Genomic DNA, 24,335 nt, shown 5'->3' on the forward strand with positions numbered 1-24,335 from the left:
CAGAGAAAGGAGTAAATTATGCTCAAAACACATGCCCTTAGCATAGCAAGTGCCGGTTCTCCGTTTGAGCATACAACGATTGAACGTCGAGAGCTTCGAGCGCATGACGTACTCATTGCTATCAAATTCTCGGGAATTTGTCACTCCGATATTCATCAGGCTGAAGGGGACTGGGGAGGAGGGATCTTCCCAATGGTGCCCGGGCACGAAATCGCCGGTATTGTGACTGCCGTGGGCTCACACGTGTCAGTATACTCGGTCGGCGATCGAGTTGGAGTAGGATGCTTAGTCGACTCCTGCCGTATGTGCGAGTATTGCTTGTCCGGTGAAGAGCAATATTGCAAAAGGGGAGCTGTTTATACCTACAATGCACTAGATTATGAAGGGAATCCTACTTACGGCGGTTACAGTGAGCAAATCGTTGTGGACGAGGAATACGTAGTTCGTATCCCCGATACTCTTGGACTTGACGCAGCTGCCCCGTTATTGTGTGCAGGTATCACCACGTACTCCCCGCTCAAGCATTGGAATGCTGGTTCCGGCATGAAGGTGGCCATCGTTGGGATGGGAGGGCTCGGACATCTCGGCGTCCAAATCGCTCATGCTATGGGTGCGAGCGTCACGGTGTTAAGTCAGGGCGAGAACAAGCGTGAAGAAGCTTTTCGCTTTGGTGCCGATCACTATTATGCAACTCGTAATCAGACCACATTCACCGAGCTTGCCGGCACGTTCGATTTAATTTTAAACACCGTTTCAGCTAATCTCGACATCGATGCTTATTTATCGTTATTAGGTGTTGGCGGGTCACTTATTAACGTCGGCTTGCCTGCAGAACCAGTGGCATACCATACATTTTCCATCCTCCCAAGAAAAAGCATTTCCGGTTCAAGTATAGGCGGTATTCGAGAGACGCAGGAGATGCTGGATTTCTGTGCTGAACATGGTATCGTTCCCCAGATTGAACGGATTCGTGCAGATGAGGTGGATCAAGCTTGGGATCGGATTAAACAAGGGGACGTAAGTTACCGGTTCGTTATTGATATGGCAACATTGAAGCAATAATGTGAAATTAAAATTGTATCGCAACATATTCTTTGAATCTTATATTCATTCGACCCTAAATAGAGCAGCAACAAATAAAGCAGACCAATTTGGTCTGCTTTATATTTTATATTTAGTGTTAATATTCACCAATTGCCCTTACTGCACAATAGCCTCGCTACGTTCAACTTTATTTTTCTGGCTTTGGCTGCTCGCGTCAATAATCGACTCACCTGTATCGATTCTCTCGAGAACAGGTTTTCCTTGCATGGCGTTATGGAGCAAGTCCACGATCTGATTGCCCCAATTCGCCTCGTTTTGGGTGACGGCGAGTGTAATTTGCCCGTTTGTAATCGCCTCCTCAATTGCCGGCATCATCCCGAATGTTAGAGCATACCGGTTCAGCCCCATCGCTTTCCAAGCAAGAATCGAGCTAGAGCCTGAGATGAAATCGAGGGCAACGAAGGCGTCAAAATGGGGGTGGTCGTCGATCATCTTCTCTAATTCTGCCAATGCGCGCTCATCGCTTCCTTCATGAGTCTTCACCTCCAAAATCTGAATGTTCGTTTCTTCCCGTATATAATCGAGAAATCCGTCCAAACGCTCTTGGTGGCTGCTCATACTGGTAACGCCGGATTCGACGAGCACCATGCCGCCGTTTCGCAATAGTCCTCCGAGCGCCTGGCCCATGTGCGCCCCTGCGTGCTCATTGTCACCGCCGATATACGCCAGCCTTCTGCTCGACGGCACGTCCGACTCGAAGCAGACAACTGGAATTCCGGCTTCGATCGCTTGATCGATATAAGGGGCAAGTGCCTTGCTATCGATCGGTGAGATGGCGATTCCGTCTAGCTGGAGGCGGATCATATTTTCGAGCATCCGAATTTGCTGCTCAACGTTCGCTTCATCCGGGGCTTTAATAATGAGTTTGCCTCCGGCCGCCGCCGCCGCGTGTTCCGCGCGTTCCGTTATGTTTTCATAAAATGGATGCGCGATCGGATAGATGATGCCGAACGTAAACGCAGGAACATCGGATTCGATGCTTATATTATCTGCAGGAAGAGGGAGCAGGGCAGATGAGCCATTCGTACAGCCGGCCGCACCCAGCAGGACAACCAATCCAAGGATGGCAATGGTGCAACGTGGTAAGAGCGAAAAGCGAAGAAGGAGTTTACGCAGTTTATGCATCCTTGGTCCCTCCTTCTCCGAATGGACTGTCCTGCTGCCATCCATGCTTTCGGAACTCACGGATTGTCATGCCCGTGACGCGTTTGAAGAGATTTGAAAAGTAGTGGGGATCGTTATAGCCGACTTCGTTAGCGATTTCGTAAGATTTCGCGTTTGTAGACTGCATCAGCTCCATCGCCTTCCGGATTCGCGTCATCATGAGAAAATCAATGAATGTCTGCCCGGTTTCCTGGCTGAACACTTTGCTGAGGTGGCTGGCGCTGACATTGACATGGTCGGCGGCATCCTGGAGGGATAGCCCTTCTTTGCCGTAATTAGCTTGCATGAATGCCTTTGCCTGTGCAATGAGTTCGCCGTATTTGCCGGCGGAGTCGGCCCGCCACTTCCAGAATAGCTCCGCGAGCCGGGCTAGATATTCGCACACTTCATCCAAGGACTTGACCGACCGGATCATCCTCTTCAGCGTTTCAATCGATTCTTCTGTTGAAGCGGCAGCGCGGTACAGCTTACGAGCTTTGCGGATGACTTCAAAGGTTAAGTCATTCAGGATGTAATAGCCGAATAATGACGTGCTCCAATCGATGGCAGCGAGTCCGGCAGCGAACTGGCGGATGTACGCTTCAGCCTGGCGGGGCGAACCGATCGCGAGAAATTCTGTGAACCCGTCTCTATCCAGATACAGATCCCGCTCGAACGAATTCGACATTTCAAAAAGGGCGCTTCGGTGCTGCTCGGTGAGTCTTCGCCAATGTTTGTCTTCCTCGGCTTCCAAGAAGGAGGTGTGTACCCCTTGCAGCCTGTCTTGGATGCCCCCAATGCCAATCGAGATGCCGGACCCGGATGATGCTTCAATCTGTTTTATCGCTTCTGTTAACATCTCGCACAGTTTTTGAAGCCGGGTGCTATGATCGGACTTTAAAACCCAAACCGTCTCCGTGCGACTCCGTTTGCATGTCAAATATTCGGCATGCTCTTCGAAAAGTGCGGAAATATCCGATTCAATCCTGCTGATAAGGCTATGTTCGTCCGGATTGCCTTCTACTCCGGATCGGATATCGGTGAGAATGACGGCATATTGACGCGCGAGCAGCGAAAGGCCGAGCGTCGAGGCTAGTTCAATAGCCTCGGCCGAAGCGATGAAGCCGCCGCACAGTTGGGCAATCAGCTGCTCGCCCGAAGCATGCTCCTTTTCGGTCAAGCTCCGGTTGAGCTGCTCGATTTTCATCTTTTGCTCGGTCTCCCTGTCAATTTTAACGGCAACTTCCCGCAGTAATCGAATGATATCCGCCGACCCGAGCGGTTTGAGGCAATAATCCTCGACGCCGATCCGCAGCGCCTGACGCGCGTATTCAAACTCATCATGCCCGCTCAGGAGGACGATCTTCGTGTTCGGTAACCGCTTTCGAACGATGGCGCTGAGCTCCAGACCGTTCATGAATGGCATCTTAATGTCGGTTATAAGGATGTCAGGCTTATGTTCCTCGATGAGCGGAAGCGCAAACTCACCGTCAGGAGCATCGCCGCAATAGTTAAACCCTTCCTTCTCCCAATCGATACAAGCGCGGATGTTCTCTCGAATGACAATCTCGTCGTCGACGAAAAAGATTTTCTTGACCATATCAATTCCCTCCCGGAAGTATGGGGATTCGGAGTGCTACTGTCGTCCCGATTCCTTCAGTGCTGTCAATTGCCAGGCCGTACTCAGCCCCATAATAAAGGCGGATTCGCTGATTTACGTTATGAAGACCAAAGCCGCCTTCGGGACTGCTTTCTTCGGCCTCGTCGCCCGGAGACACCAACTGCGTGCTGCCGCCGATACGTTCGATTAACAGATCGAGAGCCCTCTGGCTCATGCCTATGCCGTTGTCTTGGACTTTGATGACAAGCGTCTGGCCGGTATCGTCAAGCTGCCCGGAGATGAGGATCATTCCTTTACCCCGTTTATTTTTAATGCCGTGATACAGAGCGTTTTCGACTATCGGCTGCATCGTCATTTTCAGAATGGGAAGTCGAAATGCTCCGGGCTCGATATCAATTGAAAACTCCAGGATATCGCGGTAGCGTACTTGCTGGATGACGAGGTAGTTATGAACGTGCTCTATTTCGTCTGCCACCGTAATCCAATCCTTGCCTTTGCTTAGACTGATTCGGAAGAAGCGGGAAAGAGCCTTGACAAGCTCAATCACCTGTACGTTTTTGCCCGCCTCTGCCATCCAGATAATCGAATCGAGCGTGTTGTACAGGAAATGCGGGTTAATCTGCGCCTGGAGGGTACGGAGCTCCGATTTTTGAATTTGTTTCTGCTCCTGTATGCTTCGGGCGATTAATACCTTAATTTGCTCGATCATCGTATTGAAGCTATTGCCAAGATCGGCAATTTCGTCCGATCCGGTAGGGGTTACTTTGGCATCCAGATTGCCTAAGGCAGCCTTTCGCATTCTGCTCTTCAAAACCTTAAGCGGTTTGGTCAGCCGCGAGGAAATGAAGAAATAAAGGACGACGACAAATAGGATGCTGAGTCCGACGCTTACTATGATTAATTGCCTGATTTCATTGGCATCTTCTACAATCTCCTGTAACGGGGCAATACCGACGATTTTCCAGCCGGTTGCCTCCGATGTCGTATAGGTGACGAATATCGGTTTGCCCGAACCGGCGGTAACGAAGCTGTCTTTGGCGGATGTGAGCCGAGGGGCCAGCGTATCGGCGGGCAAACTGTGCGACATATCCGCTGGTTGATAGATAGGAACGCCACCCGGCCCCGCGACGATGAACCGGCCGGTCTTGCCGATCTGATAAGCATCGGAAAATTGTTGAACAAATTCGTCGTTCAAATCGATTACGATGAATCCGATGATTTCGTGCGTAATGCGCTGCTTGACCGTAGCCATCATCGAGATGACCCCTCCATCCGAATACCGGGAGCCGTCCAACCGGTCGAGCGGCGAAGTATCGGAGGGCGGGATAATCAGCACATCATCGGGATGCCCGATTAAATGCTGGAAATGCGGGTTCCGAAGCGGGTTCTGATTCAGCGAAAAGACGCCTTTCCGTTCGCTGATGCCCCTTCCGTATAAATTGACCATCGAAATGTTCAAAACGTTATCGTATTTATAGGTCTTGCGGTATAAATCGAAAGCAAGCAAAATTTCCTTGGCGTCGGTGTACGAATCTGTCTGACGGAACAGAAACTGCAGGACGGCCGGATTTTTCTCAAGCTCGAGGAGCTTGCCAGTGTCTTGAAAAAGAATGTCGATATTCCGGGCAAGCTGATCCGCGATATAAATCGTAGAGGCTTTGCTATGCTCGGATACGGTATTGAACGATTTCTGGTAGGAGATCAGACCGACGGCAAGGAGCGGTATAGATGTAAGAATGACGAACATGATTAACATTTTAGCTTTTACACTCGAGATGGTCATGCGGAGAAGTCTTGTCATCATTCGCCAGACCTTTCATGCTTACTCAGGAACCTGCATGTTACGCAGTCCGTTTGCTTCAATCATACACAATAGGCTTTGAAAACGCATCCATCGAACAAAATAATCTATAAACCCGACAAAGTAACAACACTTCCGCTATCGCGATTCCTGAAAGTTCCCATGATAACAAACAGAATGCCCATGATACTCCGTATTTTTGAAAGATGAAAGCGTTTTATAATGGCATCACAACCGTTACACGGTGAAAATAAGGGGAGGCATGTAAGATGAAAAGATTCACGAAGATCGGCGCTGCAGCAGGCATCGTAGCAGTCATGCTGTTTACGGCGGCTTGCGGAGGCGGCACTAACAATGGGGGCGGCAATTCGCCAGTCGACGCGCCGGCTAATAACGCGAGCTCGGGCGAAGCCCCGGCGGATGGTAAAGTCGTACTCGGGTTCTCGCAGGTTGGAGCGGAGAGCGGCTGGCGTACGGCAAACAGCGATTCGATTAAGGAATCAGCCAAAGCTGCAGGGTTCGAATTGAAATTTTCCGATGCGCAGCAAAAACAGGAAAATCAGATCAAAGCACTGCGTTCCTTCATCCAGCAGAAGGTCGACGTTATCGCGTTCTCTCCGGTCGTTGAATCCGGCTGGGATACGGTGCTGCAAGAAGCGAAGGATGCCGGCATCCCGGTTATTCTGACTGATCGCGCAGTCGACTCAAAGGATACGTCGCTGTACAAGACGTTTATAGGCTCCGACTTCGTGGAAGAAGGACGCCGCGCAGGCAAATGGCTCGTCGAGCAATTCAAGGATGCAGCCGAACCGGTAAAAATCGTCGAACTCCAAGGTACGACGGGTTCCGCTCCGGCGATTGACCGGAAGTCGGGGTTTGAGGAAATCATCAAGGAAAACCCGAATCTACAAATCGTTGCGTCGCAAACGGGCGATTTCACCCGTGCCAAAGGCAAGGAAGTCATGCAGTCTTTCCTCCAGGCCCATCCGGATATCGACGTACTCTACGCACATAACGACGACATGGGTCTTGGAGCCATTCAGGCCATTGAAGCTGCCGGGCTCGTCCCTGGCAAAGACATTATTATCATCACCGTTGACGCGGTGAAAGACGGTATGACGGCAGCGGCCGAAGGCAAGATCAATTTCATCGTAGAATGCAATCCGCTCCTCGGACCTCAGTTGATGCAAGCCGTGAATGACGTGCTGGCCGGCAAAGAGATTGAGAGCCGAATCGTGACCGAGGAAGGCACGTTCACTTCCGAGGAAGCAAAAGCAGTGCTGGCGGACCGGAAATACTAAACATCGGGACAACCCCGCAGCCAATTAAATTTCGCCTGAAGGAGTCACTCGACCTGACACAAGAAGGGGTAGGGTGACTCTTTCATTCGGAGGAAGGAGAGAGCCGTCATGACTGAGCAGAACCCCATTCTTGACATGAGGGGGATCCACAAACGTTTTACAGGTGTTGTAGCGCTTAAAGACGTCAAGTTTCGGCTGTTCCCCGGCGAGGTTCACGCGCTCATGGGCGAGAATGGCGCCGGCAAATCGACGCTGATCAAGGTGCTTACCGGTGTACATGATATTAATGAAGGCACCGTAACAATGGAGGGCAAGCAGCTAGCTATCAGCAGCCCTCTCGAAGCGCAGGAAGCCGGTATTACAACCGTATATCAAGAGGTCAATCTTTGTACGAATCTGAGCGTGGCCGAGAACATCTTTATCGGAAGGGAGCCGCGCCGGTTCGGACGCATCCTATGGAAGGAGATGAACCGCCGAGCCGAACAACTGCTGGCGGAACGGCTCAATGTCAGCATAGACGTCACCTTGCCGCTAGCCTCTTATTCGGTGGCCGTGCAGCAGCTCGTTGCCATTGCGCGGGCACTCAACATATCCGCCAAGGTACTTATTCTGGATGAACCGACATCCAGTCTAGACGCAAACGAAGTCCGGGAATTGTTCACCGTCATGCGCAAGCTGAAGGAGCAAGGTCTGGCCATCCTGTTCGTGACGCACTTTCTGGATCAGGTCTACGAGATATCGGATCGGATCTCGATCCTGCGGGGAGGCGAATTCGTCGGCGAATACCTTGCCGCTGAGCTGCCGCGTATCGATCTTGTTCTCAAGATGATCGGCAAAGATCTGCATTTATTGGCCGAACTCCCTAAGTCGGGATCGAAGGAGGAGTCGAGGAATGGCGAAGCGTTTCTTCAAGCGAGCAGCCTTGGACGAAAGGGAGCAATCGAGCCATACGACCTCAACATCGCGCGCGGCGAAATCATCGGTTTCGCGGGACTTCTCGGCTCCGGTCGTACCGAGTCTGCAAGATTGCTGTTCGGTGCCGATCGCGCGGACGCCGGGGAGCTGACGGTTGAGGGTACAGGCGGCAAAATCGACTCACCGAGGCAGGCGATACGCCAAGGCATCGCATTTTGTTCGGAAAATCGTAAGACGGAAGGCATTATTGCAGATTTGACCGTGCGAGAGAATATCGTGCTTGCCTTGCAGGCCAGCCGCGGCTGGTTCCGAACGATATCACGCAAGCGGCAGGACGAAATTGCGGACGAATACATCAAGGCGCTCAACATTAATCCGAAAAATCCGGAGCAGCTGATCAAAAACTTGAGCGGCGGCAATCAGCAGAAGGTGCTGCTGGCCAGGTGGCTGCTTATGGAGCCGAAGCTGCTCATTCTTGACGAACCGACGCGTGGGATCGATATCGGAGCAAAGGCTGAGATCCAGAAGCTCGTGCTGGCATTGTCGCGCAAAGGCATGTCCGTGCTGTTCATATCATCGGAGCTGGAGGAAGTGCTGCGTGTCAGCGACCGTATCGCTGTCCTGCGCGACAGGCATCTCGTGAAGATGATGACTGCCGAAGAAATGAGTCACGAAAACGTCATGAAGGCAATAGCGGGAGGATAAGACGACATGTGGAACCGGATATCGAAGCATCACTTGTTCTGGCCGCTTATGGTACTTGCGGCGCTTTTATTGTTTAACTTGATTTATAAACCTGCTTTCTTCTCCATTCGCATACAGGGAGGACACTTGTACGGCAGTCTGATCGACATTCTAAATTATGGAGCCCCGCTTATTCTCGTTGCAATCGGCATGACGCTCGTCATTGCGACGGGAGGCATCGATCTCTCGGTCGGATCGATAGTCGCGATTTCTGGCGCCGTCGCCTGTCTGCTCGTCAGCAAGTCGGCTGATCAGAATTCGCTGGGCATCGTTCTGACCGCAGTTGCCGTGTCGCTTGGTCTGGCCATTGTCTGCGGGTTATGGAATGGCGTTCTGGTAGCCGGAGTGGGCATGCAGGCAATCATCGCAACACTCATCCTAATGGTTGCCGGACGGGGCATTGCGCAGCTGGTGACGAGCGGCCAGATTATTACAGTTTCGAGCAATCCGTACGAATATATCGGTGCCGGATGGCTGGCTTTGCTGCCGTTTTCTATCTTCATTGTCGCAGCCGTCTGGCTGGCGGCAGCTTGGTTGACGCGCCGTACGGCGCTCGGCCTGTTCATTGAGTCCGTAGGTTCCAACGCGACGGCCAGCCGTTTGGCGGGAATACGCTCGCGTTCGGTTATTTTTGCCGTCTATATCTTCTGCGGCTTGTGCGCCGGAATGGCCGGCCTTATTCTAAGTTCGAACGTATCGAGCGCAGACGGCAATAATGCGGGGTTATGGTACGAGCTGGATGCGATACTCGCTGTCGTCATCGGGGGCACGTCCTTGAACGGAGGACGTTTCTACTTATCGGGAACGGTCGTCGGTGCCTTGATTATTCAGACTCTGACGACGACGATCTACATGATCGGCGTCCCGCCTGAGATTACGCTTGTCGTCAAGGCATTCGTTGTATTCGCCGTTTGTCTGGTTCAGTCCGAGAAATTCCGAAATGTTTTGACTAGCAAATGGAGAAAGCGTCGTTACCAGGCGGAAAGAGAGGTTACGCATCATGTTTAAACGGCAGTACTTACCTATCCTAGTGACGGTCGGTTTGTTCGTGCTCGTCTTTCTGGCAGGATCCTTCCGCTACACCGGCTTCTTCTCGCTGCAGGTACTCACCAATTTGCTGATCGATAATGCCTTTCTGTTAATAGTTGCGGTCGGCATGACGTTCGTCATCGTATCGGGAGGAATCGATTTGTCCGTCGGCTCCATGGTGGCGCTTACGACAATGCTTTCCGCAACATTGGTCGAGCAGCAAGGCTGGCCGCCGTCCGTCGTTATCCCGCTAGTTCTCGCGTTCGGGTGCTTGTACGGCTTCGGGATGGGCGCAATCATCCATTATTTCAATATCCAGCCGTTCATCGTGACGCTGGCGGGCATGTTTCTGGCAAGAGGGCTGTGTTATATCATCAGCATCAACACCATTACGATCAACGATTCCTTCTATAAGGATATGGCGATGACCAAAATCCAGCTTCCGGGCGGCAGCTTCGTCTCGATCAGCGTAATTATCGCTTTGGCCGTTGTGCTCCTTGCTCTCTATTTGGCCCATTACACGCGCTTTGGACGCAATACGTACGCGATCGGAGGGAGCGAGCAGTCTGCCTTGTTAATGGGGCTTCCCGTTGCCCGCACGAAAATGCTTGTATATGCGTTCAGCGGTTTCTGCTCTGCGCTCGGCGGTGTCGTGTTCACCTTCTACATGCTCTCAGGTTACGGTCTGCATGCGGTTGGACTGGAGCTGGACGCTATCGCGGCTGTCGTCATTGGAGGCACGTTGCTGACGGGTGGCGTAGGCTACGTGGCGGGGACATTCTTCGGCGTTCTTATCCTAGGCGTCATCCAGACGATTATTAATTTCGAAGGCACGCTCAGCTCTTGGTGGACGAAAATCGTTATAGGCGTACTGCTGTTTCTGTTCATCATACTACAACGAGTCATCAATGTAAGAGCTTCCAAAATGAAAGTAATATAGCTTATAATTAATAGCGTAAATTATGATTTCAAACCGCTTTCAGGTCGATTGACTACATCGTAAAGCTGTGAGTAAAGGCAGGTGTCGGCATGAACGGAATGAACGAATTTCGAGCAGGATGGGTGATTGTCGCGCTAGTTATGCTGTTCGTTGTCGGTTGCGAAAATACAGCCGGAAATAACGGGCGCCTCGAGCCCGTTGCAACGAACGCGAACGAACCGCCTGTAAAGGAACAGCCGATAGACCCGGCTTCAATGGAGCAGCGAATCGTCGTTGGCTTCTCCCAGCTCGGCTCGGAGAGCGATTGGCGCAAGGCGAATAGCCGATCAATCCAGGAAGCAGCGAAGGAAGCAGGCATCCGGTTATTGTTCGAGAATGCCGAGCAGTCGCAGGAGAAGCAATTTGAAGCGATTCGAGGCTTCATTGACAAAAAGGTCGACGTCATCGCCGTCTCGCCAGTCATAGAGTCGGGTTGGGAGCCGATTCTGCAGGAGGCGAAGCTTGCCGGCATTCCGATTATCCTGGCCGACCGGGCCGTAAAGGTGAGCGACCCATCGCTTTATGTCACGACGATCGGCTCGGACTTCTTCGAGGAGGGACGGAAAGCGGGGAAATATTTGCTCGACAAACTGCGTAATGAACCGGGGCCGATCGGCATCGTTGAGCTTCAGGGAACGGCCGGATCATCGCCGACGATTGAGCGCGGAAGCGGCTTTCGGGACATTATCGGGGAGCGCGGCGATCTGGTCATTCAGCGGGCGGAGCCTGCCGATTTCACGGTTGAGCAGGGTAGAGAGACAATGCGCGCTTTCTTGCAGGAGATGGGCAGCGACATCCGGGTATTGTTCGCGCACAACGACGATATGGCGATCGGCGCTATCGAGGCCATTGAGGAATACGGACTGCGCCCGGGGGAAGATATTGTTATTATCTCGGTTGACGGGACGCGCAAGGCGTTCGAATTGATGGTGGAAGGGAAAATCAACTGTATCGTCGAATGCAATCCGCTGCTTGGTCCCATCTTAATGCAAGCCGTTCGGGAAATTATGGAGGGCCGAACCTTGCCGAAGCGCATCGTTCCGCAGGAGAGCGTCTTCACAGAAGGGGTTGCGGAAAAAGAAGCCGCGAACCGGCAATATTGAGACCATATCCGCAGTTCCCCGTGAATTGCGGACTCTTTTTGTAAAAATCAGTAAAGATTGGGTAACGAAATAAAGATATGTGTCTTGTTTTTTCAGAATTTACTTTGGATAATGATAATATTGTAGTTGGTCTTTATCAAGAAACGTGAAATGGGGTTATATCTGTTGCGGATACCAAAAATGAATAAGACCAAGCTTATGCTTACTGCGTTAATGTCTGTTCAAATTTTATCGGCATGCGGCCAAAGCGACAGTACGAATAATCAAATTTCAGATGAGAACGACCATTTGATAGAGTATCAAGACCGTGGGTTAAGCAAGTATAATCCGCCGATAGAAGTTACCTTTGTGAGGGAAACCAGCGTCGGTATGGAAAACTTAATAGGATTTCTGCCGGGACAAACGTTGGAGGACAACACTTGGAGCCGTCTTTATGAACAGGTGCTCGGCATTAAAATAAAGTACGATTGGATTGCCAAAGGCGATCTCTATCATCAAAAATTAGGCGTTGCGCTTGCTTCGGGAGATATACCCGAAGTAGTAAAGGTCAATGCGGAGCAGCTCAGACTGCTCAGTAATGCAGGATTAATTCAAGATTTATCCGAGGTTTACGAGAAATACGCCACTCCGCTTACCAAGCGAATCCTTAGTCAGGAAGGAAACGGTCCTTTCGATGCGGCGACGATCGATGGAAAGCTGATGGGAATTCCGGAAACGGGCTCCTCTATTGAAGGAGCCCAGTATATATGGATCCGAACGGATTGGTTGGATCAGCTTGGTATTAAACCGCCCCAAACCATGGATGACGTTTTGGCGATTTCGAAAGCGTTTACAGAAAAGGATCCGGACCAAAACGGCGACAATGACACGTTTGGGCTTGCGATCACGCAATATTTGTGGGATCCCGTCATGGGAATAACGGCATTTATGGCAGGTTATAATGCGTTCCCGAATATTTGGATTGAGGATGATTCCGGTAAACTCGCCTATGGAGGAATTCAACCGGAAGTGAAAGAGGCGTTAAAAGTACTGCAGGTCATGTATCGAAAGGGTCAAATCGATAGCGAATTCGGGTTTAAAGACGGCAATAAAGTGAAGGAGCAAGTCGCTGCCGGGAAGATCGGAATGCTGTACGGGCAGCAATGGGGGTCGTTTTTGGTTCATGTGAGCCGCGAAAACAATATTAATGCCCAGTGGCAGGCATTTCCGATCGTTTCTTTATCGGGAGTAGCGCCGAAGGTACCGCTCGGATTCAGCACAAATCAGTTCCTTGCGGTGAGGAAGGACTTTAAACATCCCGAAGCCATCGTTAAGCTTTTTAATTTACACCTGGAGAAAAATTGGGGAGAAACGGCCGAATATGAAACTTACTATATCTCTCCGCTCCCTATATGGCAGCTATCCCCTGTAACCCCTTATCCGGCAAGGAAAAACCTGGAGGCGTTTCGGCAACTAGAAGAGGCCCGCCGCACCGGGGATACTTCCGTGTTAAAGGACGAAGCCAAAGCCATACAGAAGAACATTGATACCTATCTGTCCGGAGATAAGAATAAGGAATCAGGGTGGGGATGGGAAAGGACATACGGTCCCTCAGGAGCCTTTGCGATACTTGATCAATACGAAAAGAATAACCAGTTATTGTATGAGAGTTTTGTCGGAGCCCCAACGGAAACGATGATAGAGAAACAAGCCATTTTGAATAATCTTCAAATCGAGACCTTTGTTAATATCATACTCGGCAGATCCATCAACGAATTCGATCAATTTGTTGAAGAATGGCATAAGTTGGGCGGAGAGAAGATGACAACCGAAGTAAACGATTGGTTTGCAGGAAGGCAATAAGTGAGGAAGGTCATTCTCCGAATTGGTCTGCTAATAGGCATAAATACAATGTAATCCATTCATTAAAGCAGCAACGGAGGCGTTTTCTTGTTTAAATTTCCCGCTATATCATTGCGCAATACAATCTTCGTCCGATTGGTTCTTACCTACCTCATAGTCGTACTCCCCATAATATTGCTTGGGGTATATCTATATAATTGGAGTTACAAAAATGCAAGCCAAGATATATCGAGAGCTACCGTTAAGCAGTTGACTTATTATTTGGAAGGTTTAAATCGAGAACTCGAGTGGATGGAGCTTCAGCAGTTCGATATTTTGGAGGATAGCGAGCTCCATAAGCTCGCTGCCACTTGGGGGATGATGGATAACGCAGAAAGAAGGTCAAGTTTGAACTACTTGCTGCATCGGCTTACTTCCTTCCAAAATAGCAGTCCATATATTAAAGATATCTATGTGCATGTCCGTTCTATTAATAAAACAGTCTCGACGGCTAATGCGATATATGATTTTGACACAGAAAGGTTCGATTATTTTCACTCCAGTGCCGGAAGAAATGAAAACCGCCTTATTAATTGGAATAACATGCTTCATCTCAGTGCCTCGAAACAAAGCGGGAAAAAGGGAGGGGAACCTTTATTCCTTGTCGAAATCGAGCTGGACGCGGAGAGGCTAAGGGATTCTTTGCATCAGATCAACATTTATCCGGATAGCGGCTCTTTTCTGATCTCGGAGACGACGGGATTTACGTTAATGAGCCATGAGGAATCAAACCCTATAATCCAGGACTACATGAGTGAAGCGAATGCATCAAGCGGCAGCACTTTTTTATTGAATATGAACGGCAGAAAATATCATATTGATAAAGCCTATTCTGATAAACTAGGACTTTCCGTCGCTACGTATTTACCTGAAGAAACAGTCAAAAGACCTTTGAGCATTTTTTATAGATGGGCCTGGGTGTTCGCCATAACGTCTTTATTCGCCGTTGTTGTATTCTCCTATTCATCCTATACGTTTATTCATAAACCGCTGCTGTCTCTCGTCCAGAGCTTTAAACGGATGGAAGGAGGCGCGTTAAACATTCAAATCGAACACGAACAGAAAGATGAATTCGGATATTTATATACAAGATTCAACCATATGCTTACGAAATTGCAAAGTCTTATCGATCAGGATTTTAAACAGAAAATGATGATGCAAAGGGCGGAGTTAAAGCAGCTGCAATCCCAGATTAACCCGCATTTTCTGTATAATAGCTTCTTCATTCTGAACTCATTGGCTAAAACAGGGGATGTAGACAGGGTCGAACAATTTACCAATATGCTTGGCGAGTATTTCAGGTTTATTACCCGAAACGGGGAAGACCATGTTTTATTGTCGGAGGAAACGAGACACTCCCGCATGTATACGGAAATACAAAAGCTCCGGTTCTCAAGACGCATTCGGGTACAATTTGATGACTTACCGAAGGAAATGGAACAAATCAAGGTACCAAGATTAATCATTCAGCCCATTATCGAGAACGCTTACGAGCATAGTCTCGAGAAAATGACAGAGGATGGCCTGCTTCGCGTTACATATGAGATGAATGATGCCGAGGCTCGAATCGTTGTAGAAGATAACGGGGACAGCATCAGCGATTCCGAAATTGAAGCATTAAGGGAACGGCTGGATCATACTGCCGAATCCTATGAAATGACTGGTGTGATCAACATTCATCGACGCCTGCTTTTAACTTACGGGGAAGGCAGCGGCTTGTCTCTATCAAGGAGCGAGCTGAACGGCCTGAAAGTCGTCATTCGAATCAAGCTGCAGGAGGAGATTTAAGATGTATAGACTTTTAATCGTCGATGATGAAGAAATTATTACGGATGGTCTATACGAGGTTTTTAATCAACTAATGTCGGAAACGCTGGATATTTGCAGAGCCTATTCCGGTAAAGAAGCGCTGAATTGGATGTCCCGTACGAGATTCGATATCGTTCTAACCGACATTCGCATGCCCGGGATGAGCGGTATGGAATTAACTGAAGAAATTCAAACCTATTGGCCAAGATGCAGAATCATTTTTCTCACCGGATACAGTGAATTCGACTATGCCTATAAAGCCATTCAAATGCCCAACGTCCGGTATTTGCTGAAAACGGAAGGATACGCGAAGGTAATCCAAACCGTAAAAGAGGTCATGCAAGAATTAAATCATGACATTCAAATGAGTAAATTATTGGAGCAGTCCCGCGAACAGATGGATACGCTTGAATTTATGGCGCAAGGGGATTACTTTAGGCATTTCCTGCAAGAGAGCCATAGTTTTTATGAAAATCAAGAAGCGTTAGTCCAAGATTTTGACAAATTGAATATTAGTTTAGATCCAAAAGCGCCAGTCGTGCTGGCCCTTGGCCGCTTATCGTATCCTGTGGGGACCGTATACACCGAAAGAAGCGAAATCCTTGCTTCAACTAGAATAATATGGAACTCCTTTATGGCGGAGCAGCCCCGCAGCATTGGAATCGTGGATAAGCATGGGGACATATTATGGTTCCTTCAGACATCGCTGTATTCAGAGGAGAAGTTCAGTAATCACTTGATACGCTATTTGGAAGGAACGCTGGAGCTGATTCAAGAAGCATGCCTGGCATCGCTTGGTTTGACAATCGCCTTCACGATAAGCGGTACTTCTTGTGAATGGGGAGGCGTAACCCAGCAGTATGAGAGACTTCGGCAGCTTCAGCAGTTAAAAATCGGTGACGGTATTTCCATGATCCTTATGGACCGTTCCGACCAATTCGATGCCACCTCTATTAAAGAAGGATATATGCTGAGCCATAAAGCCGGGATCATTGAGGCGCATCTTGAGGCTGGCAGGGCAACGGAGTTTTTTGAGGACTTGGATGAACTGTCGAAGTCCATGCTGCATGCAAACGGAAAAGTCCAGAGAACGATCGAAGGGTATTACTCAATCGCGCTTGTCCTTCTCTCTTACATCAACCGAATGGGGCTGCACGGCCAAATCGACGATTACGGAAAGCTTATGCGTTTGGATGACCATGCCTCCATGAAAGAGGGATTCCTATTTCTTAAACAAATTGCTGAAGCGATATTTAAATTCAAACACAAGGACGAACGAGACAGAGCCTCTCATGTCATCAAGCGAATATGTCATTTTATCGAGGAGCATTTATGCGAGGACTTGTCTTTGGTTCGACTGGCGGAAATCCATTATTTCAACCCGTCCTACTTATCCCGCTTTTTCAAACAGGAGCGCGGGGTCAATCTATCGGAGTATATCGACAAATGCCGGATAAGAAAAGCAAAGGAGCTTCTTAGGGACGGAGATTTGAAAGTGCGGGAAGTGGCGTCTTTCGTCGGTTACGAGGCAGCCCATTCGTTCACCCGCTTTTTTAAAAAGGCTACGGGGCTGACACCCCAAGAATACCGTGACACCCTATCTGTAAATGATAGTCATTAATTATTAACGAGATAAAATGACTGGACGAGCTAAAGCTTGTTCCGGTCATTTTTTTTGCTAAAAACCTATAACTTGCCGGGTAATTAATCATCGATAGGCAGGTTGTTGCCGCTATTTGTAAGCGTTACACTTTTTACATTAGGAAGAGGAGGCTGGCGGACCATGCTTGTCAAAAGGAAGACATTCCTATTACTAGCTGCGGCTATGGTCGTCATAGCAGTCGTTCTTTTTATATTAATAGCGACCAACAGATTAAAATTGAATCGGGAGTTGATACAAGTCATGAATGAAGAAATTAAAATAAATAGCTTAGAGCTCGGTTATTCCGATAACAAAACGGATTCGTACGACGTTAACGGCGCCGCTTCTAAAGTGAGCGTCGCTCCGCTTGCCAGGGCGATCGGGAAGCTTCCTCCGAACGGCAACCCGGTTGTCTCCCATAAATTCGGCGCCGATCCGTATGCGTTGGTATTCAAGGATCACGTATATCTGTACAATACGAACGACGTACTGGAATATGACGGGGATGGCAACGTCAAAGACAATAGTTACGGAACCATTAACAAGCTGTCGGTCATCTCCTCTGACGACTTGGTGAACTGGACGGATCACGGTGAGATCAACGCTGCAGGCCCGCATGGCGCAGCCAAATGGGCGACGCAATCGTGGGCGCCTGCAGCCGCCCACAAAGTCATTAACGGAAAAGACAAGTTTTTCTTATACTTCGCCAATAATGCCAGCGGCATCGGCGTATTGACGAGCGACAGTCCGACCGGCCCGTGGGTGGACCCAATCGGGAAGCCGCTCATATCGAGATCAATGCCCGCCGCAGCGGACGTGACCTGGCTATTCGACCCTGCCGTGCTGGTAGACGACGATGGCAAAGCCTATATCTATTTTGGCGGGGGCGTTCCGGAAGGGAAGGATGAAATGCCGAATACTGCGCGCGTGATGCAGCTCGGTGACGATATGATCAGCGTTGTCGGCGAAGCGGCGGCAATACCAGCTCCCTTTATGTTCGAGGATGCCGGTATCAATAAATACAACGGCGTTTATTACTATACCTATTGTTCGAATTTTTACAACGGCGTCCGTCCGGAAGGAAGCCCTCCGGCTGGCGAGATTGCCTATATGACGAGTAATAATCCGATGGGACCATGGACGTACCAAGGAACGATATTAAAGAATCCCGGACACTTCTTCGGGGTTGGCGGCAATAACCATCATGTCATTTTCCAATTCCATGACGCTTGGTACATTGCCTACCATGCGCAGACCTTATCCAAAGCGATGGGTGTTCCTAAGGGCTACCGTTCGACACATCTGAATCAGGTTCAATTTAACGAGGACGGTTCCATTGGGGAAATCGTCGCAGACATGAAAGGCGTAGAGCAAATCAAGGATTTTAATCCGTTTGTTCGCGTTGAAGCGGAGACGATAGCGTGGAGCGCAGGGATTAACACGCAGCCGTTGACAAAGGAAGTCAATGGGCAAGCGCCCGTGAAGTTGGCAGTATCCGATATTGGCAACGGGGATTGGACGGCGGTTTCAAAAGTAAACTTCGGCAGCGGAGCATCCTCATTTATGGCATTGGTATCGAGCGCGGAGGACGGCGGCATCATGGAGCTGCGCTTGGACGATCCGGAAGGAAAGCTGATCGGGACGCTTTCCGTGCCTTCGACGAATCGATGGGAGCAATGGATCGAAGCGAAAACGGAAGTCACGGGCGCCGAGGGCATTCACGATCTATATTTCGTGTTTAAAGGAAAGCCCGGTACGGAGTTATTTAAAATCAACGCCTGGCAGTTTAGTAAATAAGCTGCCTGGACCAGTAGCTAGCGTGGATGGCGCCAGACGAATGTTCCGGCTGGCGCCTTACTCCACAGAATGGCGTACTTAGAGGGAATACCTCCCTCTAATCGAGCCATTTTCTGTGGAAAGTTTAAATTAGAGGGAAAACTTCCCACTTAAATTTCATATTTGAGCAAAAATAGCCGATTCCGACTAACATAGAGGGAGCTTTTCCCCCTAATTTACTTTAGAGGTTTTAATATCCAAATTAGAGGGAACTTTTCCCTCAAATAGTTGCAGAGATAGTCGTGACTTTTTATATTCGACGGGGTTACCAACAAGGAGTATTGGAACGGTAAGGAGAGGTTTGCTGAAGAATTCGTTAACGACTACGATTCTGCCCCATGACGCAGCCTTTAGGCAATTTGCGAAATAGCGCCCGTCGCATGGCATGCCGGTCGGCGTGCCCAATGGGGAGATGCAGCGTATTGCTGGGTCTTCTTTTTTTGAAATTACGTTTCAAACGTATAAGCGCAATATCATAGACCGGCTGATTGGACGATCGGGCGGCGGTCTTCTTTTCGCTCGATAAATCTATCATTTGTCAGGGAATAAACAAGAAACGAACGGGTATTGTTTGCAAAATGAAAGCGCTAAAATTATGAATGATAGAACCGGATCGGCATTAAATACGCGCTATTATTTATAGCATTAACAATTAGATGAACTGGGGGGGATCGCGATGTCGGTGATGGTAGAGAGACTGAATGAAGCAAGCGGCGAAACGATCCTGAAGGCAATCGGCATTAAACGGGTCTTCGGCCGAGGCCATACCGCTGTGACCGCGCTGGCGGACATCCATCTATCCATACCGGCCGGGTCTATGGTGGCGCTCAAAGGCCGGTCGGGTTCAGGCAAGACGACCCTGCTGAATATTCTCAGCACGCTTGATGAGCCGACGGAGGGCCAAGTGTTTCTCCGGGGAAGGGAGATCACCGGATTTTCCGGAGCGCAGCGCAGCGCGCTGCGGCGCAAGGAGATCGGCCTGGTGTTCCAGTCGTTCGGCCTGATTCCGCTGATGTCCGCTTACGAGAACGTTGAGTTCGGGCTGCGTATCGCGGGTACCCCGGTCAAAGGTAACCGAGAGGCCGCGGAGCGGGCGCTCGAGCGAGTCGGGATGCGGGAGAGGATGAAGCACCGGCCAATGGAGTTGTCCGGCGGTGAACAGCAGCGCGTGGCGATCGCCCGCGCGATTGCGCACGAGCCTGCGCTGCTGATTGCGGACGAGCCGACCGCGGAGCTGGACAGCAAGATGGGACTGCAGGTCATCCGCGTTTTCCGTGATCTTGTGAACCGGTCAGGAATGACTATCGTTATGACGACGCATGACCCGGGCATTATGGAGCTTGCTGATTACGTTATCGCATTGGAGGATGGAAAAATTGTATCACAGACGACTCCTGAATCACCCGTTGTTTAGTCTGATTCCCCGCGCCAAGCACGTGGCTGTCATGCTCGCCGCATCGCTGGCGCTTACCGGCTGCTCGCTGCTCCCCTTGGAGGAGGAGGCGCTTCAGCCGCCGCTTGTTCAGCCGGCCGAGGAAGAATTAGACATCGTCGACGCAGCCAAGGGTAATATTCAGACGTTCCTCAAAGGAACGGCAAATTTTGTTTCCGCCAGCATGGATACGCTCTCATTCAAGGAATCCGGCGGGCGGTTGAAATCCATCAATGTGACGGTCGGCCAAGAGGTGAAAGCCGGCGACCTTCTCGCCGAGCTGGAGACGGGCGATCTGGAACTTCAGATTCGCTTGCAGCAGCTGAACATGGAGCGCGCGCGCCTGCAATACAATCAGGCCCGGGCTTCCGGCGCGAACGCAACCGATCTGCGCCTGCGGGAGATCGACTTGGAGCGGGAGTCGATGCTGCTGGAATCCATGGAGGGCCGACTCGATCAATCGCAGCTGTATTCGCCGATCACTGGGATCGTAACCTTCGTTGAATCGTTGAATGCAGGCGACTTTATCAACGCCTACCAATCGATTGTAACCGTCGCGGATCCGTCAAAGATGCAGCTGACCTATGTAGCGGCAAATACGAAGGACTTGCTTCCGGTAGAAGCGGGCATGCCAGTCAGCTTGAAGTATAAGGGCAAGGATTATAAAGGGAAAGTGCTGCAATCCCCTTCGGGTGTGCCCCTCGCCGCTAGCGATGCGAAGGCCGAACGAAATTCGGTGACCATCATAATCGGCATGGACGATGAGCCGGGCGGGGCCCAGATCGGCCATAGCGCGGAGCTCACTATCGAGCTCCAGAAGCGCGAGAACGTCATCGTGCTGCCGCGTGCGGCGATCCGCTCCTATATGGGCCGCAGCTACGTGCAGGTCGCGGAAGGCGATCGCCGCAAGGAGGTCGACGTCGAGGTAGGATTAACTACGCCGACCGAGGTGGAGATCGTCCGCGGTCTGGAGGAAGGCCAGAAGATCATCCTTAACAATTAAACGCTAGCCTAAACGGCTGATGTCGTCCTTTGGAGACTCAGCAACGTTTCACGGTGATTCTAAGCGCCTAGAACAAGAATGCCCGGATATTCCGGGCACAAGAATGGGGTGTACGTATGGCCTTATGGACGATGATCCTCCGCAAAATGGCAAATAACAAATGGCTGCAGCTGAATCTGTGGTTTGGCCTTACCGTATGCGTGGCCCTGTTCAGCTCCATGCCGCTCTATTCCGAAGCCATCCTGCAGCGGACATTGTTGAAGGAGCTCCAGCTGTTACAGAGTCAGAGTGCCATTTACCCGGGTTTCGTCCGGGTCAGTTCGACCGTTTCTTCATCAAAGATGGACAAAGAGACGTATGAGGCGATTGCGCGTGCTGACCGTTTCGTGCAGACGATCCCGGACAGGGCGGGCCTTGAGGCGTTGTCGTTCTATCAGCAGCGGTTCACGCAAAAAATGAAGGTGTACGGCGCCGACGCCTCGGAGCAGGAGAAGCAATCGCAGAAAACGGCGGGCAGCTTTAAATCCTTGTCCGATATGGAGAAGCGCGTACGGCTGATCGACGGCCGAATGCCGGTTGACCGAATGGACGGCGTCTTCGAAGCTCTCGTGACGCAGAAATTTCTGTTTGCAACAAAGCGCGGACTCGGGGAAGAACTGGTCGCGGAATCGCCGGAAGAAGACCGGCAACGCTTCCGCGTCGTGCCGGTCGGCGTCATCGAGACCGATCCGGCCGCCGACCCGTATTTGCCGTATCTGACGACGGAGGCCGAAGACGGTTTTATTATCCCGTTCGAGCAGTTCGAGCGCGAATTCACGAAGGGCGGCAAGGCAAGGCTAACCGACTTGGAATGGCGCTTCGCCCTGAATTATGAACAGCTGAGCGTCGACAATATCGACCAATTCATCAAGGCCAATGCGGACATCCGTCGCTATTTCCGGGGACGGCTCGGGGTAGAAGATGTTAACGTCCCGGCGATCGAGACGATAGCGTCTTATCAGGGAAAACAAGCGAAGCTCGACGTTATGATGCTGTCCCTTTACTCTCCCGTCATGCTGATGCTGGCCTTCTATTTGTATATGGCCGCCAATCTCATCATCGAACGGCAGAAGACGGAAATCTCCGTTCTCCGCAGCCGTGGAGCCAGCCGATTGCAGATCATGACGGCCTACACGCTGGAGAGTGTGCTGCTCGGACTGAGCGCGCTGGCCGCGGGACCGTTCCTCGGCGTTTCGTTCACGAAGGTGCTGGGTGCCTCGAGCGGCTTCCTTGAGTTCGTCCAGCGCTCGGCGCTTGAAGTCAGCCTGACCAGCAGCGCCTATAAGGTCGCGGCGATTGCTGTGTGCGCGGCGATTATGCTAATTCTGATTCCGGCTTTCCTGGCGACAAGGGTAAGCATCGTTGGCCACAAGCAGCAGATGGCGCGCCTGACCAGGATGTCGTTCTGGCACAAGACTGGGCTCGATGTCATTCTCGTCAGTCTGGCAGTCTATCTTTTGTACAATTTCAACAAACGGCAGGAGGACCTGAAGCGTCTGGCACTTGATTCCGACGCCTTGCAGCTTGATCCGCTGCTGTTCCTGATGCCGGCGCTGTTCGCGCTCGGCGGCGGTCTGCTGGTGCTTCGCGTGTACCCGTGGTTCATCCGCATCATCTATTGGGCGGGCCGCAGATGGTGGTCGCCGGCGCTTTACAATACGCTGGTTCAAATCAGCCGCTCCTCAGGGCAGTATTTGACCATCAAGGTATTTCTGATCATGACGGTCGCAACCGGCCTCTTCAGCGCGAATGCAGCCCGGACGATCAACGACAACATGGAGAGCAAGATCCAGTACGGCGTCGGCGCCGACATTGCGCTGACGACGCGGTGGGAGAGCGATGCTCCGCCTCCGCTGCTCCCTGGCTCCCCGCAGCAGTCGCAGACCGATCAAGGCTTTGCGGAAACGAGGAGGATCCAGTATACCGAGCCGCCGTTTCAGCCGTTTCAGGAGCTGGAGGGAGTGGAAGCGGTCGCCCAAGTGTTCAAGAAGGAAGAGGTCAGGTTCAGTGCAGGCGGCAGCGGAACGAGCGGCAAGACCATGCTTTACGGTATTGATACGATGGATTTCGGCAAGACGGCCTGGATGAAGAACGGGCTGCTCGAATACCCCATCAACAGCTATTTGAATCTGATGGCGCCAAATCCGAAGGCGGTGCTGATCTCGCGCTCGCTCGCCAATGCGGCAAAGATCAAGCCGGGCAATCCAATCCGTGTCTCCTGGGATGGACTCGACCAGGTACAGTTCACCGTCTTCGGTATTATCGACTACTGGCCAAGCTGGAATCCGCTTCCGGCGGGCGAGGCGAAAGACGGGAAGGCCGCGGAGCCTCATCTGATCGTCGGCCATCTGGGCACGATCCAGAACCGGCTTGCGGTAGAACCCTATGAGGTATGGCTCAAGCTGAAGGACGACGTTTCCAGCCAGCTCGTTTACGACCAACTGGCAGAGAGAAAGGTGCAGGTCACCAGCCTTCGCGACGCGAAACAGGAGCTGATCCTGTCCAAGAACGATCCTTTCCGACTGGCAATCAACGGCGTCATGACGCTGGGCTTCGTGATCTCCATGCTGATCAGCTTCTTCGGCTTCTTGCTCTTCTGGGTGCTGACCCTGTCAGGAAGGACGCTCCAATACGGGGTGCTGAGGGCCATGGGCATTCCATTCCCGCAGATTATCGGCATGCTCGTCAGCGAGCAGGTGTTCACCTCGGGAGCGGCTGTCATCATCGGCGTGCTTATCGGCAACTTGATTAGCGAAATGTTTGTTCCCCTGTTCGAATTGTCGTTCTCGACTACCGAGCGGGTGCCGCCGTTCGAGATCACCTATCAGCTCAGCGATTATATGCAGCTTTACAGCATCGTCGGGATCATGCTGACGATCGGCCTGCTGATTCTCGGCTACCGCCTGTCGCGGATCCGGATTGCCCAAGCGCTAAAGCTGGGAGAGGAGTAATC

General features: G+C 51.0%; 16 protein-coding genes. 13 read left to right on the top strand and 3 right to left on the bottom strand.

What is annotated here, in order from left to right; genetic code table 11:
• Positions 1 to 18 precede the first annotated feature (18 nt).
• Positions 19 to 1,062, top strand: a complete 1,044-nt coding sequence (locus DFP97_RS10860) for an NAD(P)-dependent alcohol dehydrogenase (protein WP_114380016.1) — start codon at positions 19 to 21, stop codon at positions 1,060 to 1,062.
• Between the two features lie 138 nt (positions 1,063 to 1,200).
• Here the strand turns inward: DFP97_RS10860 and DFP97_RS10865 are convergent, their stop codons facing one another.
• From DFP97_RS10865 to DFP97_RS10875, 3 genes are read right to left on the bottom strand one after another with little or no spacing between them, the layout of a single operon-like run.
• Positions 1,201 to 2,229, bottom strand: a complete 1,029-nt coding sequence (locus DFP97_RS10865; RefSeq protein WP_114380017.1) for a sugar ABC transporter substrate-binding protein — start codon at positions 2,227 to 2,229, stop codon at positions 1,201 to 1,203.
• Positions 2,222 to 3,847: a response regulator transcription factor gene (locus DFP97_RS10870; protein ID WP_114380018.1), complete on the bottom strand. Its 1,626-nt coding sequence runs from the start codon at positions 3,845 to 3,847 to the stop codon at positions 2,222 to 2,224. Before DFP97_RS10870 ends, DFP97_RS10865 begins: the two co-directional genes overlap by 8 nt.
• A gap of 1 nt (position 3,848) precedes the next feature.
• Positions 3,849 to 5,672, bottom strand: coding sequence for a sensor histidine kinase (locus DFP97_RS10875; RefSeq protein ID WP_245976098.1), 1,824 nt, complete (start codon positions 5,670 to 5,672; stop codon positions 3,849 to 3,851).
• Positions 5,673 to 5,938: 266 nt separating this feature from the next.
• Between DFP97_RS10875 and DFP97_RS10880 the strand changes: the two genes are divergently transcribed.
• The 12 genes from DFP97_RS10880 to DFP97_RS10935 all read left to right on the top strand — a co-directional run bounded on the left by DFP97_RS10880 (position 5,939) and on the right by DFP97_RS10935 (position 24,333).
• Positions 5,939 to 6,970, top strand: coding sequence for an ABC transporter substrate-binding protein (locus DFP97_RS10880; RefSeq protein ID WP_114380019.1), 1,032 nt, complete (start codon positions 5,939 to 5,941; stop codon positions 6,968 to 6,970).
• A gap of 108 nt (positions 6,971 to 7,078) precedes the next feature.
• Positions 7,079 to 8,590, top strand: coding sequence for a sugar ABC transporter ATP-binding protein (locus DFP97_RS10885; RefSeq protein ID WP_114380020.1), 1,512 nt, complete (start codon positions 7,079 to 7,081; stop codon positions 8,588 to 8,590).
• A 6-nt stretch (positions 8,591 to 8,596) separates the two neighbouring features.
• Positions 8,597 to 9,637, top strand: a complete 1,041-nt coding sequence (locus DFP97_RS10890; RefSeq protein WP_114380021.1) for an ABC transporter permease — start codon at positions 8,597 to 8,599, stop codon at positions 9,635 to 9,637.
• Positions 9,630 to 10,598 (top strand): galactofuranose ABC transporter, permease protein YjfF, encoded by a 969-nt coding sequence (yjfF, locus tag DFP97_RS10895; RefSeq protein WP_114380022.1) that lies wholly within the window; start codon positions 9,630 to 9,632, stop codon positions 10,596 to 10,598. Before DFP97_RS10890 ends, yjfF begins: the two co-directional genes overlap by 8 nt.
• A gap of 89 nt (positions 10,599 to 10,687) precedes the next feature.
• Positions 10,688 to 11,740, top strand: a complete 1,053-nt coding sequence (locus tag DFP97_RS10900; protein ID WP_245976101.1) for an ABC transporter substrate-binding protein — start codon at positions 10,688 to 10,690, stop codon at positions 11,738 to 11,740.
• A gap of 180 nt (positions 11,741 to 11,920) precedes the next feature.
• The gene (locus tag DFP97_RS10905) at positions 11,921 to 13,582 is read left to right on the top strand and encodes an extracellular solute-binding protein (RefSeq protein WP_245976102.1); all 1,662 of its coding nucleotides are present in this window, start codon (positions 11,921 to 11,923) and stop codon (positions 13,580 to 13,582) included.
• Between the two features lie 87 nt (positions 13,583 to 13,669).
• Positions 13,670 to 15,409: a sensor histidine kinase gene (locus DFP97_RS10910; protein ID WP_114380023.1), complete on the top strand. Its 1,740-nt coding sequence runs from the start codon at positions 13,670 to 13,672 to the stop codon at positions 15,407 to 15,409.
• Between the two features lies 1 nt (position 15,410).
• Positions 15,411 to 17,051 carry a response regulator gene (locus DFP97_RS10915; protein WP_114380024.1) on the top strand — a complete coding sequence of 547 codons (1,641 nt, stop codon included), beginning with the start codon at positions 15,411 to 15,413 and terminating at the stop codon, positions 17,049 to 17,051.
• Between the two features lie 162 nt (positions 17,052 to 17,213).
• On the top strand, positions 17,214 to 18,869 hold the full coding sequence (locus tag DFP97_RS10920; RefSeq protein ID WP_114380025.1) for a glycoside hydrolase family 43 protein: 1,656 nt from the start codon (positions 17,214 to 17,216) through the stop codon (positions 18,867 to 18,869).
• 724 nt (positions 18,870 to 19,593) lie between these two features.
• A complete protein-coding gene (locus tag DFP97_RS10925) occupies positions 19,594 to 20,322 on the top strand; it encodes an ABC transporter ATP-binding protein (protein ID WP_114380201.1) in 729 nt (242 codons plus the stop codon).
• Positions 20,276 to 21,343: an efflux RND transporter periplasmic adaptor subunit gene (locus DFP97_RS10930; RefSeq protein ID WP_114380026.1), complete on the top strand. Its 1,068-nt coding sequence runs from the start codon at positions 20,276 to 20,278 to the stop codon at positions 21,341 to 21,343. Before DFP97_RS10925 ends, DFP97_RS10930 begins: the two co-directional genes overlap by 47 nt.
• 116 nt (positions 21,344 to 21,459) lie before the next feature.
• Positions 21,460 to 24,333, top strand: a complete 2,874-nt coding sequence (locus DFP97_RS10935; RefSeq protein WP_114380027.1) for an ABC transporter permease — start codon at positions 21,460 to 21,462, stop codon at positions 24,331 to 24,333.
• Positions 24,334 to 24,335: the final 2 nt, after the last annotated feature.

The organism is Paenibacillus prosopidis (assembly GCF_003337375.1).
Classification (GTDB): Bacteria; Bacillota; Bacilli; order Paenibacillales; family Paenibacillaceae; genus Pristimantibacillus; species Pristimantibacillus prosopidis.

Bases quoted from the DNA above. Each gene is read 5' to 3' on its own strand.
- DFP97_RS10860 (WP_114380016.1), top strand. From the start codon at position 19: ATGCTCAAAACACATGCCCTTAGCATAGCAAGTGCCGGTTCTCCGTTT.
- DFP97_RS10865 (WP_114380017.1), bottom strand. From the start codon at position 2,229: ATGCATAAACTGCGTAAACTCCTTCTTCGCTTTTCGCTCTTACCACGT.
- DFP97_RS10870 (WP_114380018.1), bottom strand. From the start codon at position 3,847: ATGGTCAAGAAAATCTTTTTCGTCGACGACGAGATTGTCATTCGAGAG.
- DFP97_RS10875 (WP_245976098.1), bottom strand. From the start codon at position 5,672: ATGATGACAAGACTTCTCCGCATGACCATCTCGAGTGTAAAAGCTAAA.
- DFP97_RS10880 (WP_114380019.1), top strand. From the start codon at position 5,939: ATGAAAAGATTCACGAAGATCGGCGCTGCAGCAGGCATCGTAGCAGTC.
- DFP97_RS10885 (WP_114380020.1), top strand. From the start codon at position 7,079: ATGACTGAGCAGAACCCCATTCTTGACATGAGGGGGATCCACAAACGT.
- DFP97_RS10890 (WP_114380021.1), top strand. From the start codon at position 8,597: ATGTGGAACCGGATATCGAAGCATCACTTGTTCTGGCCGCTTATGGTA.
- yjfF (WP_114380022.1), top strand. From the start codon at position 9,630: ATGTTTAAACGGCAGTACTTACCTATCCTAGTGACGGTCGGTTTGTTC.
- DFP97_RS10900 (WP_245976101.1), top strand. From the start codon at position 10,688: ATGAACGGAATGAACGAATTTCGAGCAGGATGGGTGATTGTCGCGCTA.
- DFP97_RS10905 (WP_245976102.1), top strand. From the start codon at position 11,921: ATGAATAAGACCAAGCTTATGCTTACTGCGTTAATGTCTGTTCAAATT.
- DFP97_RS10915 (WP_114380024.1), top strand. From the start codon at position 15,411: ATGTATAGACTTTTAATCGTCGATGATGAAGAAATTATTACGGATGGT.
- DFP97_RS10920 (WP_114380025.1), top strand. From the start codon at position 17,214: ATGCTTGTCAAAAGGAAGACATTCCTATTACTAGCTGCGGCTATGGTC.
- DFP97_RS10925 (WP_114380201.1), top strand. From the start codon at position 19,594: ATGGTAGAGAGACTGAATGAAGCAAGCGGCGAAACGATCCTGAAGGCA.
- DFP97_RS10930 (WP_114380026.1), top strand. From the start codon at position 20,276: ATGGAAAAATTGTATCACAGACGACTCCTGAATCACCCGTTGTTTAGT.
- DFP97_RS10935 (WP_114380027.1), top strand. From the start codon at position 21,460: ATGGCCTTATGGACGATGATCCTCCGCAAAATGGCAAATAACAAATGG.